Here is a 16,743-nt window from a genome sequence, read left to right on the forward strand (position 1 = left end):
TCGAAAGCTGAGGAGTTACAAAAGGTTATAGAACTGATAGAGCGCAGGCGTAATTGCATTATATGCGTGAGGGATCGTGATATTTCAGGAGTTATAGATGCAAAATTTGAAATCGGTAGATGTTACGATGAAGATGATGTTCGTAGCGACATAGTTGAAGCGCTCAAGATGATAAGAGACAAGTATATAAAAGCGTTTGAAGATTTAGATGCAGAGGCGAAAAAAAACATGACTAATCCAGCAGATGGCTTAAAGGATGCAATGTGGCATTTCTTAATGACAAAAGGTCAGAAAACAAATATACCAGCCTTGAAAGAATATGTATATAAACTTATAGCTCTGACTACGCAGAAGACTGCGGGTCAGAAAAAAGGCATAAGTTGGAGTGAGCTTGATATGGTGCTGTTTAGTGTGATAGTCGAGGCCACAGCTTTAGTGCTATCAGGGGAATTGGACAAGATAGAGATAGGAGGAGTAAGAGATGGCGATACAAAAAGACATAGTAATTAACCGCAAGGAATATCAGAACATCAAAAAGAAGGACCATAACCAAATGAATTTATACTTGCAAAACATTTATAAAAATGCCTACATGGATGGTTTTAAAGCCGGTACAGAGTCAGTGCCGGGGATAGATATAACGGAAATACAAAAGGTTCTTTTAAGTATAAAGGGTCTAGGCAAAAAGAGGGTGGAAGTCATATTGATGGCCTTGGAAAAGGAGTTGGAATGTTGATACCAAATGTAGATGTGAAAGAGTTTGAAAAATTCGGATTTAAGCTGTGCAGGGGAATTCCTAGAGATTTGCAATGCTATTATTTATGCGTTGCAAGAGGGTGTGAATTTATTTTTGTCAGTCCGAAATGTTTCGCGATTGAAGAGTGGCGAAAAGACGATTCAAGGATACATGAAAGGCCAAATTGCAGGTTCAGAAGCGATCGTACAGCTATAGATATTTTGTACGATTTAATAAAAGCAGATATGCTGAAAAAAGAGAGGTGAGAGATGGACAAGAATTGCGAGACTTGCGCATATCAGACAAGTAGGTGGAAGGTATGCACAAATAAGCGAAAAAATGTGAAAATAAATCAAGAACTATTAAAAGAAAAGGGATTTTGTCACGACTATATGGGAAAAAGTGTACTTTTTTCAAATAGAAAAGCGACTAGACACATGTATGAAATTTTTGCATCAAAAGCAATCGAGGAAGGGAAGGATGAAATAAAAAAAGAAGAAGTAAGAACTAAAGCACGGGCAAAACGGGCAGGGCATATAGAAGAATGGTGTATAAAAGATGTAGAGAACTTTTTTGAGTCTTTAGAAAAGTGTTTAAATGCCGTATTTGGAGGTTGGTAATGACTGCAAAAGAATATCTTAATCAACTTATAAGCATCGAAAAGCTTATACAAGTAAAGACTACAGAGCGTGAGAGGCTTATGGCACTTGCCACAAAGGTCACAAGTGCTTTGAACGATTGCAAAGTCGAAACAAGCCCCGATAACACTAAGACACAGAACATTATTATAAAAATGGCGGAACTTAGAGAAGAAATTGAGGAGCAGGCAAGCAGATACACATCTCTTTATCGTAAGATAGAAGAAGAGATAGACGATATTGAAGACGATCGCTATAAGCTTCTTTTAATGATGAGGTACATGAAGGGCGCAAGCTTTAGCGATATCGCTGACAAGCTTGGATATGAAAAAAGGTGGACTTTAGTGCTACATAAAAGAGCACTAAAGGATTTTGAAAAAAGGCATTGCATATAAGATGTGGTATTGCTTTTTTAATTAGAACATCGCAATGCACCGCTTGACAGTGCTATACTGTAGACGTCAAAGAAGCAAAGCTTTGACTACCTTTTTCTTTTTTTATTGAGTTACAGTTACATGTTCCCCCTAATGTTTCGAGAAAGCGCCCTATGAGCAAGGGCGCTTTTTGTTGTATAAAAGTGGAGGTACAAAGATGATATATAAAAGATGCTCGCATTGTGGACAAAGATACGAGGCGGGAAAAAAATGCGGGTGTAATTTTAAAAGGGACTACCCGCAGCCGACGGGAACAAGGGCGCTATATAAAGGCGGTAGGTGGCAAGCACTACGCAAGGTCATAATAGCAAGGTATCAAGGTTTAGATCCTTGGGCTTTTTTGCATGGCCGAATTGAATACGCTACTACTGTACATCATATAGTCACGGCAGAGGACGACCCTACACTCTTCTACGTAGAAGATAATCTGATACCCTTGTCAAGGTCAAGTCATGATGAAATTCATGCGCTGTACAGAAAGAGTGAGGCAAGCAAGGTAGAGACACAAGCTTTGCTTAGAAGTTTAGTGAAAAAGATAGCATACTAAAGCTTATGAGATGAGATACACCGCGAGGGGTAGGGGGTATCGGGGAAGTTTTCAGACAATTCCCAATGACCGCTGCCCCAGTTTTCAACACGTAAATTTCTAAAAAGTCGCCAAAAGTGGACAATTTCGTTCGCGGTAGGAGCAGGAAGGAGGGCGAATGGGTAGGCCGAGAAAAATAATATCGATGCAAACTGGCAATATAAAAAAGGATGTCAGGGCAAAAAGAGAATATGAAGAGTCATTAATTAAGACCGAGGGGGACGAACTTGACAAAGTGCCCACTTCGGTCTTTTTAGATGCTACAGCCAAAAAGGAATATGGGCGAATAAAGAAAAATTTGGAGAGCATCGACATAATAGGCAATTTAGACCGTAATGCAATGATTGTCTATGCCAATGCTTACTCTATGTACTTGCAGGCGCTAAAGGAGACCAAGAAAAAGGATTTCACTCCGACGGTGAAGACAAGCTCAGGCGAAAAGCCTAACCCCATCTATGCAATCCTTGAGCAGGCAAAGAAAGATATGGAGACCTCCGGCAATGCCCTTGGAATGTCTGCAAGTTCAAGGCTGAAGATTGCAGCAGAAAAGGCAAAAGGACAAGAGGAAAACCTCGTGCAGATGTTCGGGGATATATAGATATGAGTCACTTAGAGGATATAAAGCAATACGCAAGGAGCTGTTTAGCGGATGAAATCCCGTCAGGGCAAAAGCACAAGTGGGCATGTCAAAGATTTCTTGACGACTTGGAAAGAGTAGGCACAGCCGACTTTCCTTATATTTGGAGTGAAGACAATGCAAACAAAATTGTCGCATGGTTCGCTTTGCTGAGACATTCAAAGGGTGCTTTAGCAGGTAAGCCGATAGATTTAACTATGTGGCAAAAGTTCAGAGCTTGCCAGCTGTATGGTTGGGTACACAGAGAGACGGGAAAGAAGAGATTTAAAAAGAGTTTTACCGAAGTTGGGAGAAAAAATGCAAAATCTCAAATGGAAGCAGGCGAAGCGCTCTATGAAATAGCCATACAGGCTACAAAAAACATGGAGACATACGAAGTATACACTGCAGGTACGAAGAGAGAGCAGTCAAAAATTGTATTTAATGAGTGCAACTTGATGACTAAAGGCTCAATACTGCGGTCAAAATTCAATTTCAAGCGTGACGAAATCGTGCATATAAAAACAGGTTCCTTCATAAAACCACTATCGAAAGAGGATGGTAAGACGGGAGATGGCACTAACCCTGCATGCTTGATACTCGATAGAGATTTGTCGAGTATAAATCGAGGTGCATCGGTGAAGGCTAAAAACCATATATTGAAATAATAGATTGAGAGTGTTATAATATATAAAGAGGTGATTATATGAAATCTGGAATATATATTATTAAAAACACTTATGACGGAAAAGTTTACATAGGACAAAGCGTTGATGTAAAACGCAGATTAAGGACTCATAAAAGGCTCCTTAATTTAGGAATTCATAAAAACACATACTTACAAAATGCATTTAATCTATACAAGGAGCACATAGATTTTCAAACTATTGAATTGTGCGATGTAGATGCTTTAAATAAAAGAGAACAGTATTGGATTAGGAAATTCGATTCTACAAACAGAGCAAAGGGATACAACCGTGAGAGCGGTGGCTCAGAAGGCCAGAAATGGTGCGAAGAGTCGAAAGAAGCAAGAAAAGGCGAAGGAAATCCAATGTTTGGTAAGCATCAGTCGACAGAGTTTATTGAATGGATAAGAATGCACAACAGGGCGAGTAGTGATAAATTAACCGTAAACGATGTTGAGAATATCAAAGTAGCATTAACCAAGGGAGTTAGACAAGCGGAGCTTGCAAAGGAATACAATGTTACTATTTCAACGGTAAACAAGATAGCTTCGGCTAAAAATTGGAGTTGGGTTTTACCTGAATTGAATGCTGATATCAAAAAAAACATTGAGGGTGAGAGGAAAAAGAAAAAAGAAGAGATTGCAGAGAAAAAAGCAATTTTTTTGAAAAACGAAGAGGAGCGAAAAAACATAATAAAAAATGTTAGAAGCGACTTTGAAAAAGGAATTCCTAAAAATGAAATAATGAAAAAATATGGAATATCTAGTACAAGCTATGTGAGGTATACAACAGACCTTTTTAACAAACATAAAGAAAAACTTGTAAAATTGTGCCTTGAAAAAAGGGCTAATGGTATGCAGGTTAAAGACATAGCTAAAGAACTAGGATTACATAGAACTACCGTCACAGAATATTGCAAAATGGTTCATGTTAATACCGAGAGTGCAGCAATCAACTGCATTTGTAACGACTAGTAGGTGAGCGTTAAGAGAGCAATAATCCTACCAAGAGCCCTCGACACATTAGAGCATCCGACAAGGGTGCTTTTTTAATGTGAAAATATAGTCTGAACTTATAGGAAACTATAAGAATTATCGGATAAAGAGCCGATAAGATAACAAATTGGAATACCACCAACACCCGACCACCGATTTTTACGACCTTGGACTTGGCTCAAACACCAAGGAGCCAATGCTTACGATAATCACCACAGCGGGTAAGGATTTAACTTATCCTTGCTACACGCAAGAGTACGATTATTGCTCAAAGGTCTTAGATCCTGATGTAGACGTAAAAAATGATGAATATTTTATTGATATTTGCGAAGCTGATAAGGGTGACGATTCTGGAGCATTGGAAACGTGGCAAAAAGCAAACCCGATAAGGGCTTTTTATGAAGAAGGTGTAAAAAAGATAGCTGAAGATTATGAGATAGCCAAGCAAATACCTGAAAAAATGATAGCTTTCATGACTAAAGTCTTAAATATTTGGGTATCGGCTGCAAACAACGGCTACATGGATATGAAAAAATGGAAAGCTTGCGAAGTCAAGGAGTTCCCTATCGACCTAAGAGGGCGACCAGTGTACGTCGGTTTTGATATGTCGTCAAAAATCGACCTTACATCGGTCGCCTTTGTTGTGCCATTTCAGACCGATAAACTGGACAGTAGTGGCAAGAAGATAGTCAATTATGCAGTGTGGACACATAGCTTTATCCCGACAGTGGACAAGCTGAGAGAACACATCATAAAAGATAAGGTACCGTATGACGCTTGGGAGCGTTTGGGATACTTGACGCTGACGAATACGCCGATTGTCGACCAAGCGACTGTAATGCGTTACGTCCTTGATGAATGCGAAAAATATCAACTTGATATACAGTGCTTGTGTTTCGACCCCGCAAATGCTTCAAAATTGATGATGGACTTATCAGATGAGGGATACACAGTCGAAGAAGTTTATCAAAGCCATAAGAGTTTAAATGAGTCTACTCAAGGATTTAGGGAGCAAGTTTATTCGGGCAATGTGGTTTACTTACATAACCCTTTATTTAATTATGCGATGTCTAATGCAGTCATAAGGACAAATAACGGCTTGATAAAGATTGACAAAGACGCAACTACTAAGCGAATCGACCCCGTAGATGCTACTTTGGGAGCGTTTAAATTAGCTTTATATCACGATTTCGAGTCAGAAAGCTATAACGAATACATAGAGAATTTTTTGAAAGGAATGACAGGTTAAAATGGGATTTTTTAATAGCTTAAAAAATTTACTTATGCCCGAATCGGTGGACACGGCAAGCGAAAGGCTCCTGCAGTGGCTTGGAATTGATACAGATAAGCCGAAAGCCTTAGCAGAAACAACATACTTTACTTGCTTAAAGGTTTTATCTGAGACTATGGGCAAGATGCCCTTGAAACTCTATCAAGAGGATGAGTCAGGTGGCAGGGTAAGAGCTCCGACAGCGGACATATTGCTGTACAGGCCTAATAGCGTAATGACACCGTCGACTTTTTGGTCGACTATGGAAGCCAATTGCCAACATTACGGCAACGCTTACGCATGGATACAAAGAGATTATAAAGGTGGACTGCAAAAGGGTGAAATCAAAAAGACGGCTTACTGGATTATGAAATCCGATTGTGTGACTGTATACATGGATGATGTGGGAGTTTTTGGCGACCGTGGAAAGCTGTACTATAAATTCACAAATCCCCAAAACGGTGAGACTGCAGTATTTAGGCAAGAAGATGTTCTGCATATAAAAAATTGGCTGTCGTGGGATGGAGTGATGGGAATATCGGTGAGAGACATCCTGAAAAGCACGATTGATGGTGCCGGATACTCTCAAAGGTATCTTGAAAAGTTATATGAAAGCGGACTGACTGCTTCAAGTGTCTTACAGTACACGGGCGACTTAGATGAAAAGCTGAGAAGTCAATTACAGAAGCAATATAATGACTTGCTTACAGGAGCAAAGAACGTAGGCAAGGTGGTAGCGCTTCCTTTAGGCATGAAGTTAGAGCCACTAACATACACACTTGCAGATGCCCAGTATATGGAGCTAAAGAAGTACAGTGCTTTACAGATTGCGGCGGCTTTCGGAGTTAAGCCAAATCAAATAAATGACTATGAAAAGAGCAGTTACTCTAATTCAGAGTCACAACAGCTTAGCTTCTTAGTGGATACAATGATGTACCGACTCAATCAGTACGAGCAGGAAATCAATTACAAGTGCTTGACTGATAAGCAGAGAATGGACGGACTTGTATACAAATTTAATGAAAAGGTTTTGCTCAGGGCAAACATGGAAACGCAAATGCAGTCGATAACATCGGCAGTACAAAATGGCATATATACCCCAAATGAGGGCAGGCATCTTTTAGACTTACCCTCTAAGGACGGCGGTGATGTGCTTATTGTAAATGGCAATTATGTACCGCTTACACATGTCGGCGCTGCATACAATATCGGAAAGGAGGGCGAAGATGATACTTAAGATAAAAGGCGACATTGTCAGTAATGAGATGAAAGAAATATACGACTGGTTCGGCTATGACTGTACAACTCCGAAGGATGTACTTGATGCAATCGAAGAGATGCCAAAGGGCGACAGGTTGCAAGTTAAGATAAATTCGGGCGGTGGCGATGTCTTAGCAGGTCAGGAGATTTATAGCGTGCTTAGAAGTCGTAGTGATGTAGATATTGAAGTCGAAGGCTTGGCGGCATCTGCTGCATCCGTCATAGCAATGGCGGGCAAGAGCACAATATCACCCGTGGGAATGCTTATGATACATGATGTTAGCGTAAGCTTTACAAGTGGCAATCACGCACAGCTTAGCAAACAGGCTGAGACTTTAAAAGCGTGGGATGAAGCTTTAGCAAGTGCTTATATCGAAAAGACGGGCAAGAGCAAAGACGAAATCATTCAGATGATGGACGCTGAAACATGGATAACAGCCGATAAGGCTGTAGAAATGGGATTTATAGATGCTATAAGTCAATCCGGGCAGTCAGTAATTACAAACAATATGGGAAATTTAAAGATTACTGATGAAATGATACAGCAGTATACAGCCGAGAAGGCTGGTATTGAAGAAGAAAAAAACAACTTGTTAAAAGACCTTGATAAATTCGGGGCGTGAAAGGAGCAAAAATATGAATTTGCAGGAATTACTTAATCAGATAAATGCGAAGAAACTTGAAGTAAAGAACTTGGCAGAGCAGGGGAAAATAGAGGAAGCGAAGGCAGCAAAAGAGGAGCTTGTAGCACTTCAGGATAAGTATAATATTTTAAAGGATATTATAGAGGGTGAGCAGTCCGGTATGACCAATGGAGTTGTAAATGCCACAGGTGTGAAGCAGGTTACAAGCGGTACGGGAACAGATCCTATTCATGATTTTGCGGAGGCTGCAAGACATGGATTTTATACAAATACAATGACTGAAGGCACCAAGGCTGATGGCGGCTATACAGTACCTGAAGATATTCAGACAAAAATCAATCAGTATAAGAAAGCTACATTCTCACTTGAAAGCCTTGTTGACGTGGAGACAGTAAAGACAAGCAGCGGTAGAAGAACCTTTCAGAAGAAGGCGCAGGCCGAGGGCTTTAAAGCTGTGGCAGAGGCTGGAAAAATTCAGGGCAATAATACACCACAGTTTGAGATCTTAGAGTACGCCGTTAAAAAGTATGCAGGTTACATGCCTGTAACATCTGAATTATTGGCTGACTCAGATGCAAATATTACTGCTGTACTTACAAAGTGGCTTGCCGAAGAGGATATTGCGACCAAGAATGCTCAAATCCTTACAGCAATCGCGACAAAGGCTGAAACAGATCTGAAGAACATTGACGGCATCAAGAAGGCTGTAAATGTCACCTTAGGTGCTGCATATGCCGGAGGGGTTGCAATCGTGACTAACGATGATGGGCTTAATTACCTTGATACTTTAGTAGATAAGAACGGCAGATACTTGCTTAGTCCTGATGTTCAGAACCCAATGCAGATGGTGCTTGCGGTAGGGGCAAGAAAGATACCTGTAAAGGTTGTACCAAATGCAATTTTGACAACAAAGACCAATAAGATTCCATTCATTATCGGCGATTTGAAGGAAGCTGTAAAGATTTTTGACAGAGAGAAACTTAGCATCATGACTTCCAACACCGCAGCAGTTGGTCAGCTCAATGCATTTGAGATGGATCTAACACTCTTTAGAGGTATCGAAAGATTTGACTGCAAGGTCAAGGATTCCGATGCTTTCGTGAACGGAACTATCACAGTAACACCATAATTTTAGCCCTTGCATCCGCAGGGGCTTTTTTAGGAGGTATTAGCCTATGACGATTGAAACGGTCAAAGACTACTTAAGAGTAGACGGCGACGACGATGACGGACTCATATCTTTGATAATGGAGACGGCGAAAGAATATATCGTGTCCGCTGTAGGCGAATACGACGAAGAGGATAAGACGGCAAATCTTCTTTTTTGTGCGATAGTGCAAAATATGTATGACAATAGAGAGCTTATGCAATCTGATATACAGCAACGAAAAAGGATAGAGTACACGTTCGGAAGTATCATCTTACAACTACAGCTTAAAAAAGCGCTTAAGGTGGATGTATGAAAGGTATAAACCCTGGAAGGCTTAATAAGAGAGTAAGCATATTAAGATATAAAGAGAGCGAAGATGAGCTTGCAAATATCATAAGTACTCTGAGTTTGTATAAAAAGGTGTGGGCGGAGATAAGACCACTGAGAGGCAATGAACAATTAGAACATTATAAGACAACAAGCAAGCTTGTATACAAAATTACAATCAGGAATACGGATATTACTGAAAAAGATGTAATTGAGTATCAAGGAAGGCAGTTTCTTATAAATTATATTGTCAATCCCTTGGAGGCTTCTTATTATTTGGAGCTTATGTGTACTGAAAGTATGGACCACACGGAAAGGAGTGCGGATGGCTGAGAGTGTAAATTTTATAGGACTTGAAGGGCTCATGTCTGATATGCAAGGCCTGATAAGTAAAGCACCCGACGAACTCAACAAGGCTGTAGAAAAGACGGCCAGAGAGTGGACAAAAGACTGTAATAGCAAGATGCCTTCCACTTACAAGGACGGTAAAAACAGCTTGAAAAAGTGGAAAACAAAGAAAGAGTATACATCCTTGGGCATTATTTCAAGCATTGAGGTCACAAACAAGGCGCCGCACTTCCACCTTGTCGAAAACGGCCACAGGAAATTTATACACGGTGTGGATACAGGCGGATTTGTAGAGGGCAAGCACTATGCAGAAAAGACAAGAGCAGAGTACGAAAGTAAATATCCCGAAAAGATGCAGGAGGCTGCAAACAGGCTTCTAGCAGATAGGGGGTTTTAATGGTTACATATGCCGATATTATCAAAGAAGTAAATTTAATTTTAAAAAAAGAATATCCGGATGTAAAAAGATACGGGACCGACACTGTAGATAATGCAGTGCCGCCGTATTTTTTCGTTGAGGTCGTGCCGCTTGGCATTAGTCGTGAGAGTAAAAACATATTGAAAAAGTCGTGTTCTGTAAAAATTACGTTCGTGCAAAAAACTATAAAACAGGTGGAAGCACTGAGTGCAATAGAACATATATTTGAAGTCTTAGACATGACTTTGGATGTGGGTGGCAGGAAACTTTTAGTAAGCGACTACTCACATGAATATATAGAAGACCACGGCAATATACCGCAAATTTCTTTTGGTCTTGAGTGGTACGAAAGCACAGAGTATCACGACGGCGACCTTATCACGGATATATCTTTGATTATAGAAAAGAAAGGAAGATAAAAATGAGTAAACTCACATCACCAAGTATCACGATTGCTTTTACTGAGCAGGGTGCAAGTGCGGTTACAAGAGGCGAGCGCGGAATTGTAGCCCTTGTCCTAAAGGGTGCAAGACAGCAGACTTTTAAGGTTATGAGTATTAGCGATATCCCAAGCGGCGTTTTAAGCGCTGAAAATGAGCAGTTTGTTAAGGATGCGCTAATCGGATACAGTCACGCGCCTAAGTACATTATCGTCTATGTTATGCCTACGGCTGAGGATATGACAAAGTCATACAAGGACATGATGCAGTACTTTGAGAACGAAAGATTCACATACATGGCCATACCGACCGCGAAAACTGATAACAAGGTGCAGGATATTGTGACATGGGCAAAGAAGCAAAGAAGCGAACACAACCTTGTAAAAGTAGTACTGCCGGAGGTGGCAGCAGACAGCGAAGGAATTATAAATTGGTCGTCTACATTGTACAGAACAAAGGAGCAGGCATTAACACCCGAACAGGGATGCGCAAGAATCGCAGGACTTTTAGCAGGCACAGGCCTTACTGTATCGGGTACATATGCACCCTTGCAGGACTTTGTAGATGTAAGCAGGCTTACAAAGGCCGAGCAGGACGAGGCAGTCGGAGCAGGTAAGCTTATAGCATTGTGGGACGGGGAGAAAGTCAAGCTTAATCGTGCTGTGACTTCACTTACTACCACATCGGCAGATAAGGGTGACAGCTTTAAAAAGATAAAGCTTGTTGAGACTATGGACATGATGGAGGACGACACCAGAAAGACTATAGAGGACAACTATATCGGTAAGTTCTCAAACTCATATGATAACAAGTGCTTACTTATAACCGCCATAAATGCTTATTTTATGGGACTTGTAAATGACGGATTGCTTGATGTTGGACAGTGTCAGATTGATATTGAAGGACAGAAGCAGTGGCTAAAGGCACAGGGCAAGAAGGTAGTTTTGGAAGACGGAAGTGAGAAGGATATTGATGATTGTAACGATGCCGAAATAAAGAGAGCGAACACAGGTTCACAGGTCTTTTTAAAAGCTGTAGTGTCCTTAGTTGATGCGATCGAAGATGTGACTTTGAAGATTACAGTATAAGGAGGTGCATATGCAGAAGTTTGTATCAAATCAGGTAATAAACGGAACATGGGGTGAAGTATGGCTTGACGATGAGTATATCGGCGAAGTCGTATCTTGCAAGGGCGAAGTAACTGTGTCTTATACAGATGTCTCTATGGTCAGAAGCCTGACCGCAGGTAAGAAGATGACAAAGCTTGAAGGCAAGGGAAGCATAAAGCTTCACCATGTCAGAAGCAACATTTCAAAAATGATATCTGACAGGGTAAAGAGAGGACAGACCCCCGACTTTAAAATCATTACAAAGCTATCAGATCCGGATGCCCTTGGAGTCGAAAGAGTAGTCTTTTATCACTGCAAATTCGATAAAGCCATTTTAATGGATTGGGAAGTGCAGAAAAATACAGAAGAATCTTACAGCTTCACTTTTGAAGACTGGGATTACTTAGACAATATAGACGCGTAAAGGAGAATAAAAAATGAATAATTCTTTAATGGAAAAGCTTATGAAGCTTGATAGAAACAAGCTCATGGAGGTACCTACTGAGAAGATAAAGGCGAAAGCCCTATCAAGGATAGCAGGTGAAGATGTGGAGATTACCGTAAAGGCCTTGTCGGGTTCTTTGTATACCGAACTTATTTCAAGTGCGTCAACGGAGAAGGGCGGAATGGATGGAAGTAAAATCTATGACGCACATGCAATGATAGTGGTCAAGGGATGTGTAGATCCAAATCTCAAAGATGGAGGATTGCAGAAGTATTATAATGCGGCAAGCCCGAAGGACTTGGCAAAGATATTATTTCCTGGCGGTGAGCTTACAAAGATTTCTGAGAGAATCGGCGCATTGTCAGGCTTTGGTGCTAACGAAGACGACAAAGAAGATAAAAAGGGCATTGACTACGACGATGTAAAAAACTCATAGAGACTGATGCGGATTTTCAGGCGATGTTTTACTTATTTGTAAATCATCACTGGAGCCCTTCAGTCTTTTTTGATGCGCATTTTTCTGACAAATTGCTTATAAAGCACTTTATCAGAAAAGAAGTAGAAGAAGCTAGAGAAAGAGAGGAGGCGTACTGATGGCAAGGCAAGTAGATGTTGAGTTTCGGTTTTTAGACAATTTTTCAAGCAGTTTCAGGCAGGCTATGGGTACGCTTTCAAGCGGTACTGCTGCAAGTGTTAAAGCGTGGAAGAGTGTCGAAAAGATGGGCAAGGGCATAAGCGACCTTGGCGCGAAGATTACGGCAGGCGTCACAGTTCCGATAGTGGGACTTGGCGCCACTTCTTTTAAGTCGTTCGGCGAAGTAGATAAGACCTTGAAACTCGTGGGAAAAACAATGGGAAGCACGTCCGAAGACGCGAAGATGCTTGAAGGTGCGATAAAGACAGCGGCGTCAAATTCAACTTTCGGAATGAAGGATGCGGCAGATGCTTCTTTGAATTTTGCAAGACAAGGCTTTAATGCGGCACAGGCGGCGGATATGATTTCGCCTGCTATGAACCTTGCAGCAGGTACGGCTTCAGACCTTACGATGGTTACGGGCGGTCTTGGAAATACTTTGAAAGCTTTCGGAGCGGATGCAAATGAGGCGACGCATTATGCTGATATGATGGCCAAAGCGCAAGCACAGGCCAATACGGATGTTACAGGTTTGTTTGATGCTATGAGTATTGCAGGTTCAACCGCAAATACAGTCGGATGGAGTTTTTCAGATTTGGCTGTACTTACGGGCGTATTTGGTGACCATAGCATTGGAGCATCTGAGGGTGCTACCGCACTTAATACGGGTCTTATGAGACTTGCAAGCCCCGCAAAAGAAGGCGCAATATGGATGGAGGCTTTGGGCATAAATGTTTTCAATACAGACGGAAGTCTTAAGTCGATGCCTGAGACGATTGGAACTTTGCAAAAAGGCTTTGCAGGTCTTAGTGACCAACAGCAGCTTGCCGCTGCAGCCGCTATCTTTGGAAAGAATCAAGCTGCGAAGTGGGTAACCTTGATAAATGGTCCGGGAACCGAAGCATTGCAAGGCTATAAAGACAGCATAGAAGGTGCGACAGGTGCGTCGAAAGAAATGGCCGATGCACTTATGAGCGGTCCGGGTGGTGCTATGGAACAACTTAAGTCAACTTTTGACGTATTTAAGTACAGTGCAGGTTCCGCCATAGCCGATGCGGTAGTGCCTTTTATAAATAAAATCACAGAACTACTTGATAAATTTAACAAAATGAGTCCTGAACAGCAAAAGCAGATTGCAAAGTGGGCAATGATGGCAGCAGCCGTCGGACCTGCTATTCTATTGTTCGGTAAAACAGTAAGCACAATCGGCAAAGTCGGTGGTGCTTTCGCAAAGTTGGGAAGATTTGCAAGCATAGCTACAAGAGGATTCCGTGGACTTTCTGCAGGCGGAAGTATCTTAAGAACCGCAATAGCGGCGATAGCGTCACCCGCGGGCATTGTAATAGCCGCGATAGTTGGCATTACGGTGGTAGTGATTGCAATAATTACGCATTTTAATACCTTTAAGGCTGCATTAAATACCACATCTCCGACAATGCAGAAGCTGAAGGCTAATTTTGAAGCTATAAAAGCGAAAATAATGCCACTAATTCCAATTATTCAAAAGGTCGGAGCGGTGGTACTTGATGTACTTGGACACGGCATAGCAGCGGCGGCAGGTATCGCGATATCGGCATTTGCAGGACTGATAAACGGCATTATTGATTATGTTAAAGGCATTATGCAAACATTTAAAGGCCTTATAACTTTTATAAAAGGAGTTTTCACAGGTGACTGGAAGATGGCTTGGCAAGGTATAAAAGACTTCTTTACAGGTATAGTAAAGATGATTATGGCACCTCTCAATACTTTAAAAAGTGCGATTGGTGGTGTAATCGATGGTGCGAAAGGTCTTGCAAGCTTTGTGACGGGTGGTGGAAAGTCCTCTGCTGCCAGTGTACCTGCAAAAGCCACAGGTGACCTTAACTGGATGGGCGGATTAGTGCAGGTAAGCGAAAAAGGTGGAGAGATTATCGACCTTCCACACGGCTCAAGGATATATCCGCACGATGAAAGCGTACGAATGGGCAAGGCAGGCGGTAGTACTAATATCAATATTCCAAAGTTGGCCGACCAAATCATTGTAAGGGAAGAGGCAGACATAGAAAAGATAGGCGATGCTGTAGCAAGAAGAGTTGTAGCGTCTAAGAACAATAGAGGAGGTATGAGTTTCAGTGCAAATATGGCTTAAGAGTAGCAGTCCGATACGCTTCCCTGTACTTCCTTCAGAATACAAAATCCAAGGAAGTAGGGGAGTAGAGACTGTAAATATAAATGCTTTGGGAGAAGTAGACCTTGGCGGAATGAGGGGACTGAGAACAGTCTCCTTTTCTTCCTTTTTTCCAAAGCGGTATAACTCCGGATACTGCGAATTTAGGAGAATTAAAAATCCTATGCAGTATGTCAAGCAGATAGAAAGAATAATGTCAGGCGGCCCGACAAAAATAATAATTACAGGAACGCCTATAAATTTTGCTTGTAGGATAACTTCTTTCGAGTGGGGAGAAGATGACGGCACGGGAGATGTAAGCTTTTCTATAACTTTAAAAGAGCATAGAAAGATAGCGATAAGTCAGTCAAGTGTGGTGGCCGAATCAGGTGCCACGGGCGGAGATACTTCACAGACTGCAGCTGATACAGCTTCAAAGGATGCTACAAAAAGAGAGGATACAAGGGAAAAGCCGAAAACCTATACAGTAAAGCGTGGCGACTGTTTAAGCTCAATCGCAAGAAAGCTTACAGGTTCTTCAGATTGGCACGCTTTGTATGAGCAAAATAAAGGCATTATCGGTAGCAATCCAAATCTTATAAGAGACGGCACAGTCCTAGTAATTCCGTGAGGTTATGCATGAAGATAAATCTTATAAAAGATACAGGAATTATATATAACATCACGAACGCGGTATCTAGGATAGTGTGGAAAGGCTCGGCAAGTGAAGCGGCAAGAAGTGTAGATTTTGACTATATAAATGCGCCTTACGATAATACTGTAAATTTACCGAGCATTTCTACAGGTGACTACATATCACTTGAGGATGTGAAGGAAGGTGAAATCTTTTTTGGTCAAATTTTCGGCATAGAAAAATCAAGCCAAACGGGCACGATATCCTTTACAGCTTATGACATGATGAAGCATCTGCTTGAAAGCACAGGTCAATATAACTTCAAAAACCTCACAGCCGAGGCGATAGTGGCTCAAGTATGTGCAGATATACAAGTACCGATAAGACACCTGCATTCTACGGGAGTTAACATCTCAAGTATGATATGCGATAAGATGAAGATGTATGACATCGTGATGGCTGCATATACAAGAGCACATCGCATCACGGGCGATAAGTACTTTGCGATGATATATAAGCGCGGACTTGGAGTATATAAGACGGAGTGGGCTGTAAAAGGCTTTACGCTTTCTGAAAATTCGAATATTTTTGCGAGTAGTATATCTGAAACTATGGATGAAATTAAAAATAAAATTCTTATATTCGATGATAAAGGAAAGCAAATCGGAGAGGCGAAAGACGATGAAAGCTTGAAAAAGTTCGGCGTCTTTCAAGAGATATACTCAAAAGAAGACGGCGTGGATCCAACCACAGGTGCAAATAATCTTTTAAAGATAACGCCGTCTCAGTCTATAAAAATATCGGCGATAGGCGATATAAATTGCTTGTCTTGCTACTTTGTGGAGGTCAAAGATACGGCAACGGGCTTATCGGGTAAATACTGGATATCTTCAGATACTCACACATTTGAAAACGGCACATATAAGATGGAACTTGAACTTAGGTTCGACAGCTTGATGGATACTAAGAGTGCAAAGGATGAGGCTGAAGAGAAGAGAAAAGAAGAGCTCAAGAAAGAAAAGAGAGAAGAAAAGAATAAGGAAAAGAAGGACTTAAAGTCTCAGACTAAGAGCGGTACACAGCAAAAAGAGAAGAAAGCTACAAAAGAAAAGAGCAAAAAGAAGGGCAAGGGCATGAAGAGAGGCGAAAAGAAGAGGCAAGAAAAGATTGCAGCTATAAGAAAAGCTGTGGCGGAATCAAGAGCAAGGAACGGAGGTGGATGAT

General features: G+C 41.3%; 23 protein-coding genes. All 23 read left to right on the forward strand.

The annotated features are described in order from the left end of the window. Positions 1-66 precede the first annotated feature (66 nt). Positions 67-510: a hypothetical protein gene (locus EHW90_RS13365; RefSeq protein WP_243113870.1), complete on the forward strand. Its 444-nt coding sequence runs from the start codon at positions 67-69 to the stop codon at positions 508-510. Then, the gene (locus tag EHW90_RS00115; RefSeq protein ID WP_124950248.1) at positions 482-736 is read left to right on the forward strand and encodes a hypothetical protein; all 255 of its coding nucleotides are present in this window, start codon (positions 482-484) and stop codon (positions 734-736) included. Before EHW90_RS13365 ends, EHW90_RS00115 begins: the two co-directional genes overlap by 29 nt. Then, on the forward strand, positions 730-1,002 hold the full coding sequence (locus EHW90_RS00120) for a hypothetical protein (protein WP_124950250.1): 273 nt from the start codon (positions 730-732) through the stop codon (positions 1,000-1,002). The genes EHW90_RS00115 and EHW90_RS00120 overlap by 7 nt, the downstream gene beginning before the upstream one ends. A 126-nt stretch (positions 1,003-1,128) precedes the next feature. Continuing rightward, entirely contained in the window at positions 1,129-1,356 is a 228-nt protein-coding gene (locus EHW90_RS13330) for a hypothetical protein (protein ID WP_207667023.1), read from the forward strand. Beyond that, the gene (locus EHW90_RS00130) at positions 1,356-1,769 is read left to right on the forward strand and encodes a DUF1492 domain-containing protein (protein ID WP_124950254.1); all 414 of its coding nucleotides are present in this window, start codon (positions 1,356-1,358) and stop codon (positions 1,767-1,769) included. Before EHW90_RS13330 ends, EHW90_RS00130 begins: the two co-directional genes overlap by 1 nt. Before the next feature lie 169 nt (positions 1,770-1,938). Then, entirely contained in the window at positions 1,939-2,355 is a 417-nt protein-coding gene (locus EHW90_RS00135; protein WP_124950256.1) for a hypothetical protein, read from the forward strand. 157 nt (positions 2,356-2,512) lie between these two features. After that, positions 2,513-2,992, forward strand: coding sequence for a phage terminase small subunit P27 family (locus EHW90_RS00140; RefSeq protein WP_124950258.1), 480 nt, complete (start codon positions 2,513-2,515; stop codon positions 2,990-2,992). A 2-nt stretch (positions 2,993-2,994) separates the two neighbouring features. Further along, on the forward strand, positions 2,995-3,678 hold the full coding sequence (locus EHW90_RS00145) for a terminase large subunit domain-containing protein (RefSeq protein ID WP_243113871.1): 684 nt from the start codon (positions 2,995-2,997) through the stop codon (positions 3,676-3,678). A 38-nt stretch (positions 3,679-3,716) separates the two neighbouring features. Next, positions 3,717-4,670 carry a GIY-YIG nuclease family protein gene (locus tag EHW90_RS00150; RefSeq protein ID WP_124950260.1) on the forward strand — a complete coding sequence of 318 codons (954 nt, stop codon included), beginning with the start codon at positions 3,717-3,719 and terminating at the stop codon, positions 4,668-4,670. A 148-nt stretch (positions 4,671-4,818) separates the two neighbouring features. After that, positions 4,819-5,940 carry a terminase TerL endonuclease subunit gene (locus EHW90_RS00155; RefSeq protein WP_330507711.1) on the forward strand — a complete coding sequence of 374 codons (1,122 nt, stop codon included), beginning with the start codon at positions 4,819-4,821 and terminating at the stop codon, positions 5,938-5,940. A gap of 1 nt (position 5,941) precedes the next feature. After that, positions 5,942-7,198: a phage portal protein gene (locus tag EHW90_RS00160; protein WP_124950262.1), complete on the forward strand. Its 1,257-nt coding sequence runs from the start codon at positions 5,942-5,944 to the stop codon at positions 7,196-7,198. After that, a complete protein-coding gene (locus EHW90_RS00165) occupies positions 7,188-7,844 on the forward strand; it encodes a head maturation protease, ClpP-related (protein WP_167456740.1) in 657 nt (218 codons plus the stop codon). Before EHW90_RS00160 ends, EHW90_RS00165 begins: the two co-directional genes overlap by 11 nt. Positions 7,845-7,857: 13 nt before the next feature. Next, positions 7,858-8,994, forward strand: a complete 1,137-nt coding sequence (locus EHW90_RS00170; protein ID WP_124950266.1) for a phage major capsid protein — start codon at positions 7,858-7,860, stop codon at positions 8,992-8,994. Positions 8,995-9,040: 46 nt separating this feature from the next. Next, a complete protein-coding gene (locus tag EHW90_RS00175; protein ID WP_124950268.1) occupies positions 9,041-9,328 on the forward strand; it encodes a head-tail connector protein in 288 nt (95 codons plus the stop codon). After that, positions 9,325-9,675: a phage head closure protein gene (locus tag EHW90_RS00180; protein ID WP_124950270.1), complete on the forward strand. Its 351-nt coding sequence runs from the start codon at positions 9,325-9,327 to the stop codon at positions 9,673-9,675. Before EHW90_RS00175 ends, EHW90_RS00180 begins: the two co-directional genes overlap by 4 nt. Next, positions 9,668-10,087 (forward strand): HK97 gp10 family phage protein, encoded by a 420-nt coding sequence (locus tag EHW90_RS00185; RefSeq protein ID WP_124950272.1) that lies wholly within the window; start codon positions 9,668-9,670, stop codon positions 10,085-10,087. Before EHW90_RS00180 ends, EHW90_RS00185 begins: the two co-directional genes overlap by 8 nt. Next, entirely contained in the window at positions 10,087-10,527 is a 441-nt protein-coding gene (locus EHW90_RS00190) for a phage tail terminator family protein (protein WP_124950274.1), read from the forward strand. Before EHW90_RS00185 ends, EHW90_RS00190 begins: the two co-directional genes overlap by 1 nt. Before the next feature lie 2 nt (positions 10,528-10,529). Further along, positions 10,530-11,636, forward strand: coding sequence for a phage tail sheath C-terminal domain-containing protein (locus EHW90_RS00195; protein WP_124950276.1), 1,107 nt, complete (start codon positions 10,530-10,532; stop codon positions 11,634-11,636). Positions 11,637-11,646: 10 nt separating this feature from the next. Further along, positions 11,647-12,081: a phage tail tube protein gene (locus tag EHW90_RS00200; protein ID WP_124950278.1), complete on the forward strand. Its 435-nt coding sequence runs from the start codon at positions 11,647-11,649 to the stop codon at positions 12,079-12,081. 13 nt (positions 12,082-12,094) lie between these two features. Continuing rightward, entirely contained in the window at positions 12,095-12,538 is a 444-nt protein-coding gene (locus EHW90_RS00205) for a phage tail assembly chaperone (RefSeq protein WP_124950280.1), read from the forward strand. Positions 12,539-12,695: 157 nt separating this feature from the next. Then, a complete protein-coding gene (locus EHW90_RS00210; protein WP_124950282.1) occupies positions 12,696-14,867 on the forward strand; it encodes a phage tail tape measure protein in 2,172 nt (723 codons plus the stop codon). Next, entirely contained in the window at positions 14,851-15,516 is a 666-nt protein-coding gene (locus EHW90_RS00215) for a LysM peptidoglycan-binding domain-containing protein (RefSeq protein ID WP_124950283.1), read from the forward strand. The genes EHW90_RS00210 and EHW90_RS00215 overlap by 17 nt, the downstream gene beginning before the upstream one ends. An 8-nt stretch (positions 15,517-15,524) precedes the next feature. Continuing rightward, positions 15,525-16,742: an XkdQ/YqbQ family protein gene (locus EHW90_RS00220; protein WP_207667024.1), complete on the forward strand. Its 1,218-nt coding sequence runs from the start codon at positions 15,525-15,527 to the stop codon at positions 16,740-16,742. Position 16,743: the final 1 nt, after the last annotated feature.

Origin of the sequence: Lachnoanaerobaculum orale (genome assembly GCF_003862485.1) — a bacterium.
Lineage (GTDB): Bacteria > Bacillota > Clostridia > Lachnospirales > Lachnospiraceae > Lachnoanaerobaculum > Lachnoanaerobaculum orale.

What these genes read in the sequence shown, in the direction of transcription:
- EHW90_RS00115 (WP_124950248.1), top strand. Translation starts at nt 482, where the DNA reads ATGGCGATACAAAAAGACATAGTAATTAACCGCAAGGAATATCAGAAC.
- EHW90_RS00120 (WP_124950250.1), top strand. Translation starts at nt 730, where the DNA reads ATGTTGATACCAAATGTAGATGTGAAAGAGTTTGAAAAATTCGGATTT.
- EHW90_RS13330 (WP_207667023.1), top strand. Translation starts at nt 1,129, where the DNA reads ATGGGAAAAAGTGTACTTTTTTCAAATAGAAAAGCGACTAGACACATG.
- EHW90_RS00130 (WP_124950254.1), top strand. Translation starts at nt 1,356, where the DNA reads ATGACTGCAAAAGAATATCTTAATCAACTTATAAGCATCGAAAAGCTT.
- EHW90_RS00140 (WP_124950258.1), top strand. Translation starts at nt 2,513, where the DNA reads ATGGGTAGGCCGAGAAAAATAATATCGATGCAAACTGGCAATATAAAA.
- EHW90_RS00145 (WP_243113871.1), top strand. Translation starts at nt 2,995, where the DNA reads ATGAGTCACTTAGAGGATATAAAGCAATACGCAAGGAGCTGTTTAGCG.
- EHW90_RS00150 (WP_124950260.1), top strand. Translation starts at nt 3,717, where the DNA reads ATGAAATCTGGAATATATATTATTAAAAACACTTATGACGGAAAAGTT.
- EHW90_RS00160 (WP_124950262.1), top strand. Translation starts at nt 5,942, where the DNA reads ATGGGATTTTTTAATAGCTTAAAAAATTTACTTATGCCCGAATCGGTG.
- EHW90_RS00165 (WP_167456740.1), top strand. Translation starts at nt 7,188, where the DNA reads ATGATACTTAAGATAAAAGGCGACATTGTCAGTAATGAGATGAAAGAA.
- EHW90_RS00170 (WP_124950266.1), top strand. Translation starts at nt 7,858, where the DNA reads ATGAATTTGCAGGAATTACTTAATCAGATAAATGCGAAGAAACTTGAA.
- EHW90_RS00175 (WP_124950268.1), top strand. Translation starts at nt 9,041, where the DNA reads ATGACGATTGAAACGGTCAAAGACTACTTAAGAGTAGACGGCGACGAC.
- EHW90_RS00180 (WP_124950270.1), top strand. Translation starts at nt 9,325, where the DNA reads ATGAAAGGTATAAACCCTGGAAGGCTTAATAAGAGAGTAAGCATATTA.
- EHW90_RS00185 (WP_124950272.1), top strand. Translation starts at nt 9,668, where the DNA reads ATGGCTGAGAGTGTAAATTTTATAGGACTTGAAGGGCTCATGTCTGAT.
- EHW90_RS00190 (WP_124950274.1), top strand. Translation starts at nt 10,087, where the DNA reads ATGGTTACATATGCCGATATTATCAAAGAAGTAAATTTAATTTTAAAA.
- EHW90_RS00195 (WP_124950276.1), top strand. Translation starts at nt 10,530, where the DNA reads ATGAGTAAACTCACATCACCAAGTATCACGATTGCTTTTACTGAGCAG.
- EHW90_RS00200 (WP_124950278.1), top strand. Translation starts at nt 11,647, where the DNA reads ATGCAGAAGTTTGTATCAAATCAGGTAATAAACGGAACATGGGGTGAA.
- EHW90_RS00205 (WP_124950280.1), top strand. Translation starts at nt 12,095, where the DNA reads ATGAATAATTCTTTAATGGAAAAGCTTATGAAGCTTGATAGAAACAAG.
- EHW90_RS00210 (WP_124950282.1), top strand. Translation starts at nt 12,696, where the DNA reads ATGGCAAGGCAAGTAGATGTTGAGTTTCGGTTTTTAGACAATTTTTCA.
- EHW90_RS00220 (WP_207667024.1), top strand. Translation starts at nt 15,525, where the DNA reads ATGAAGATAAATCTTATAAAAGATACAGGAATTATATATAACATCACG.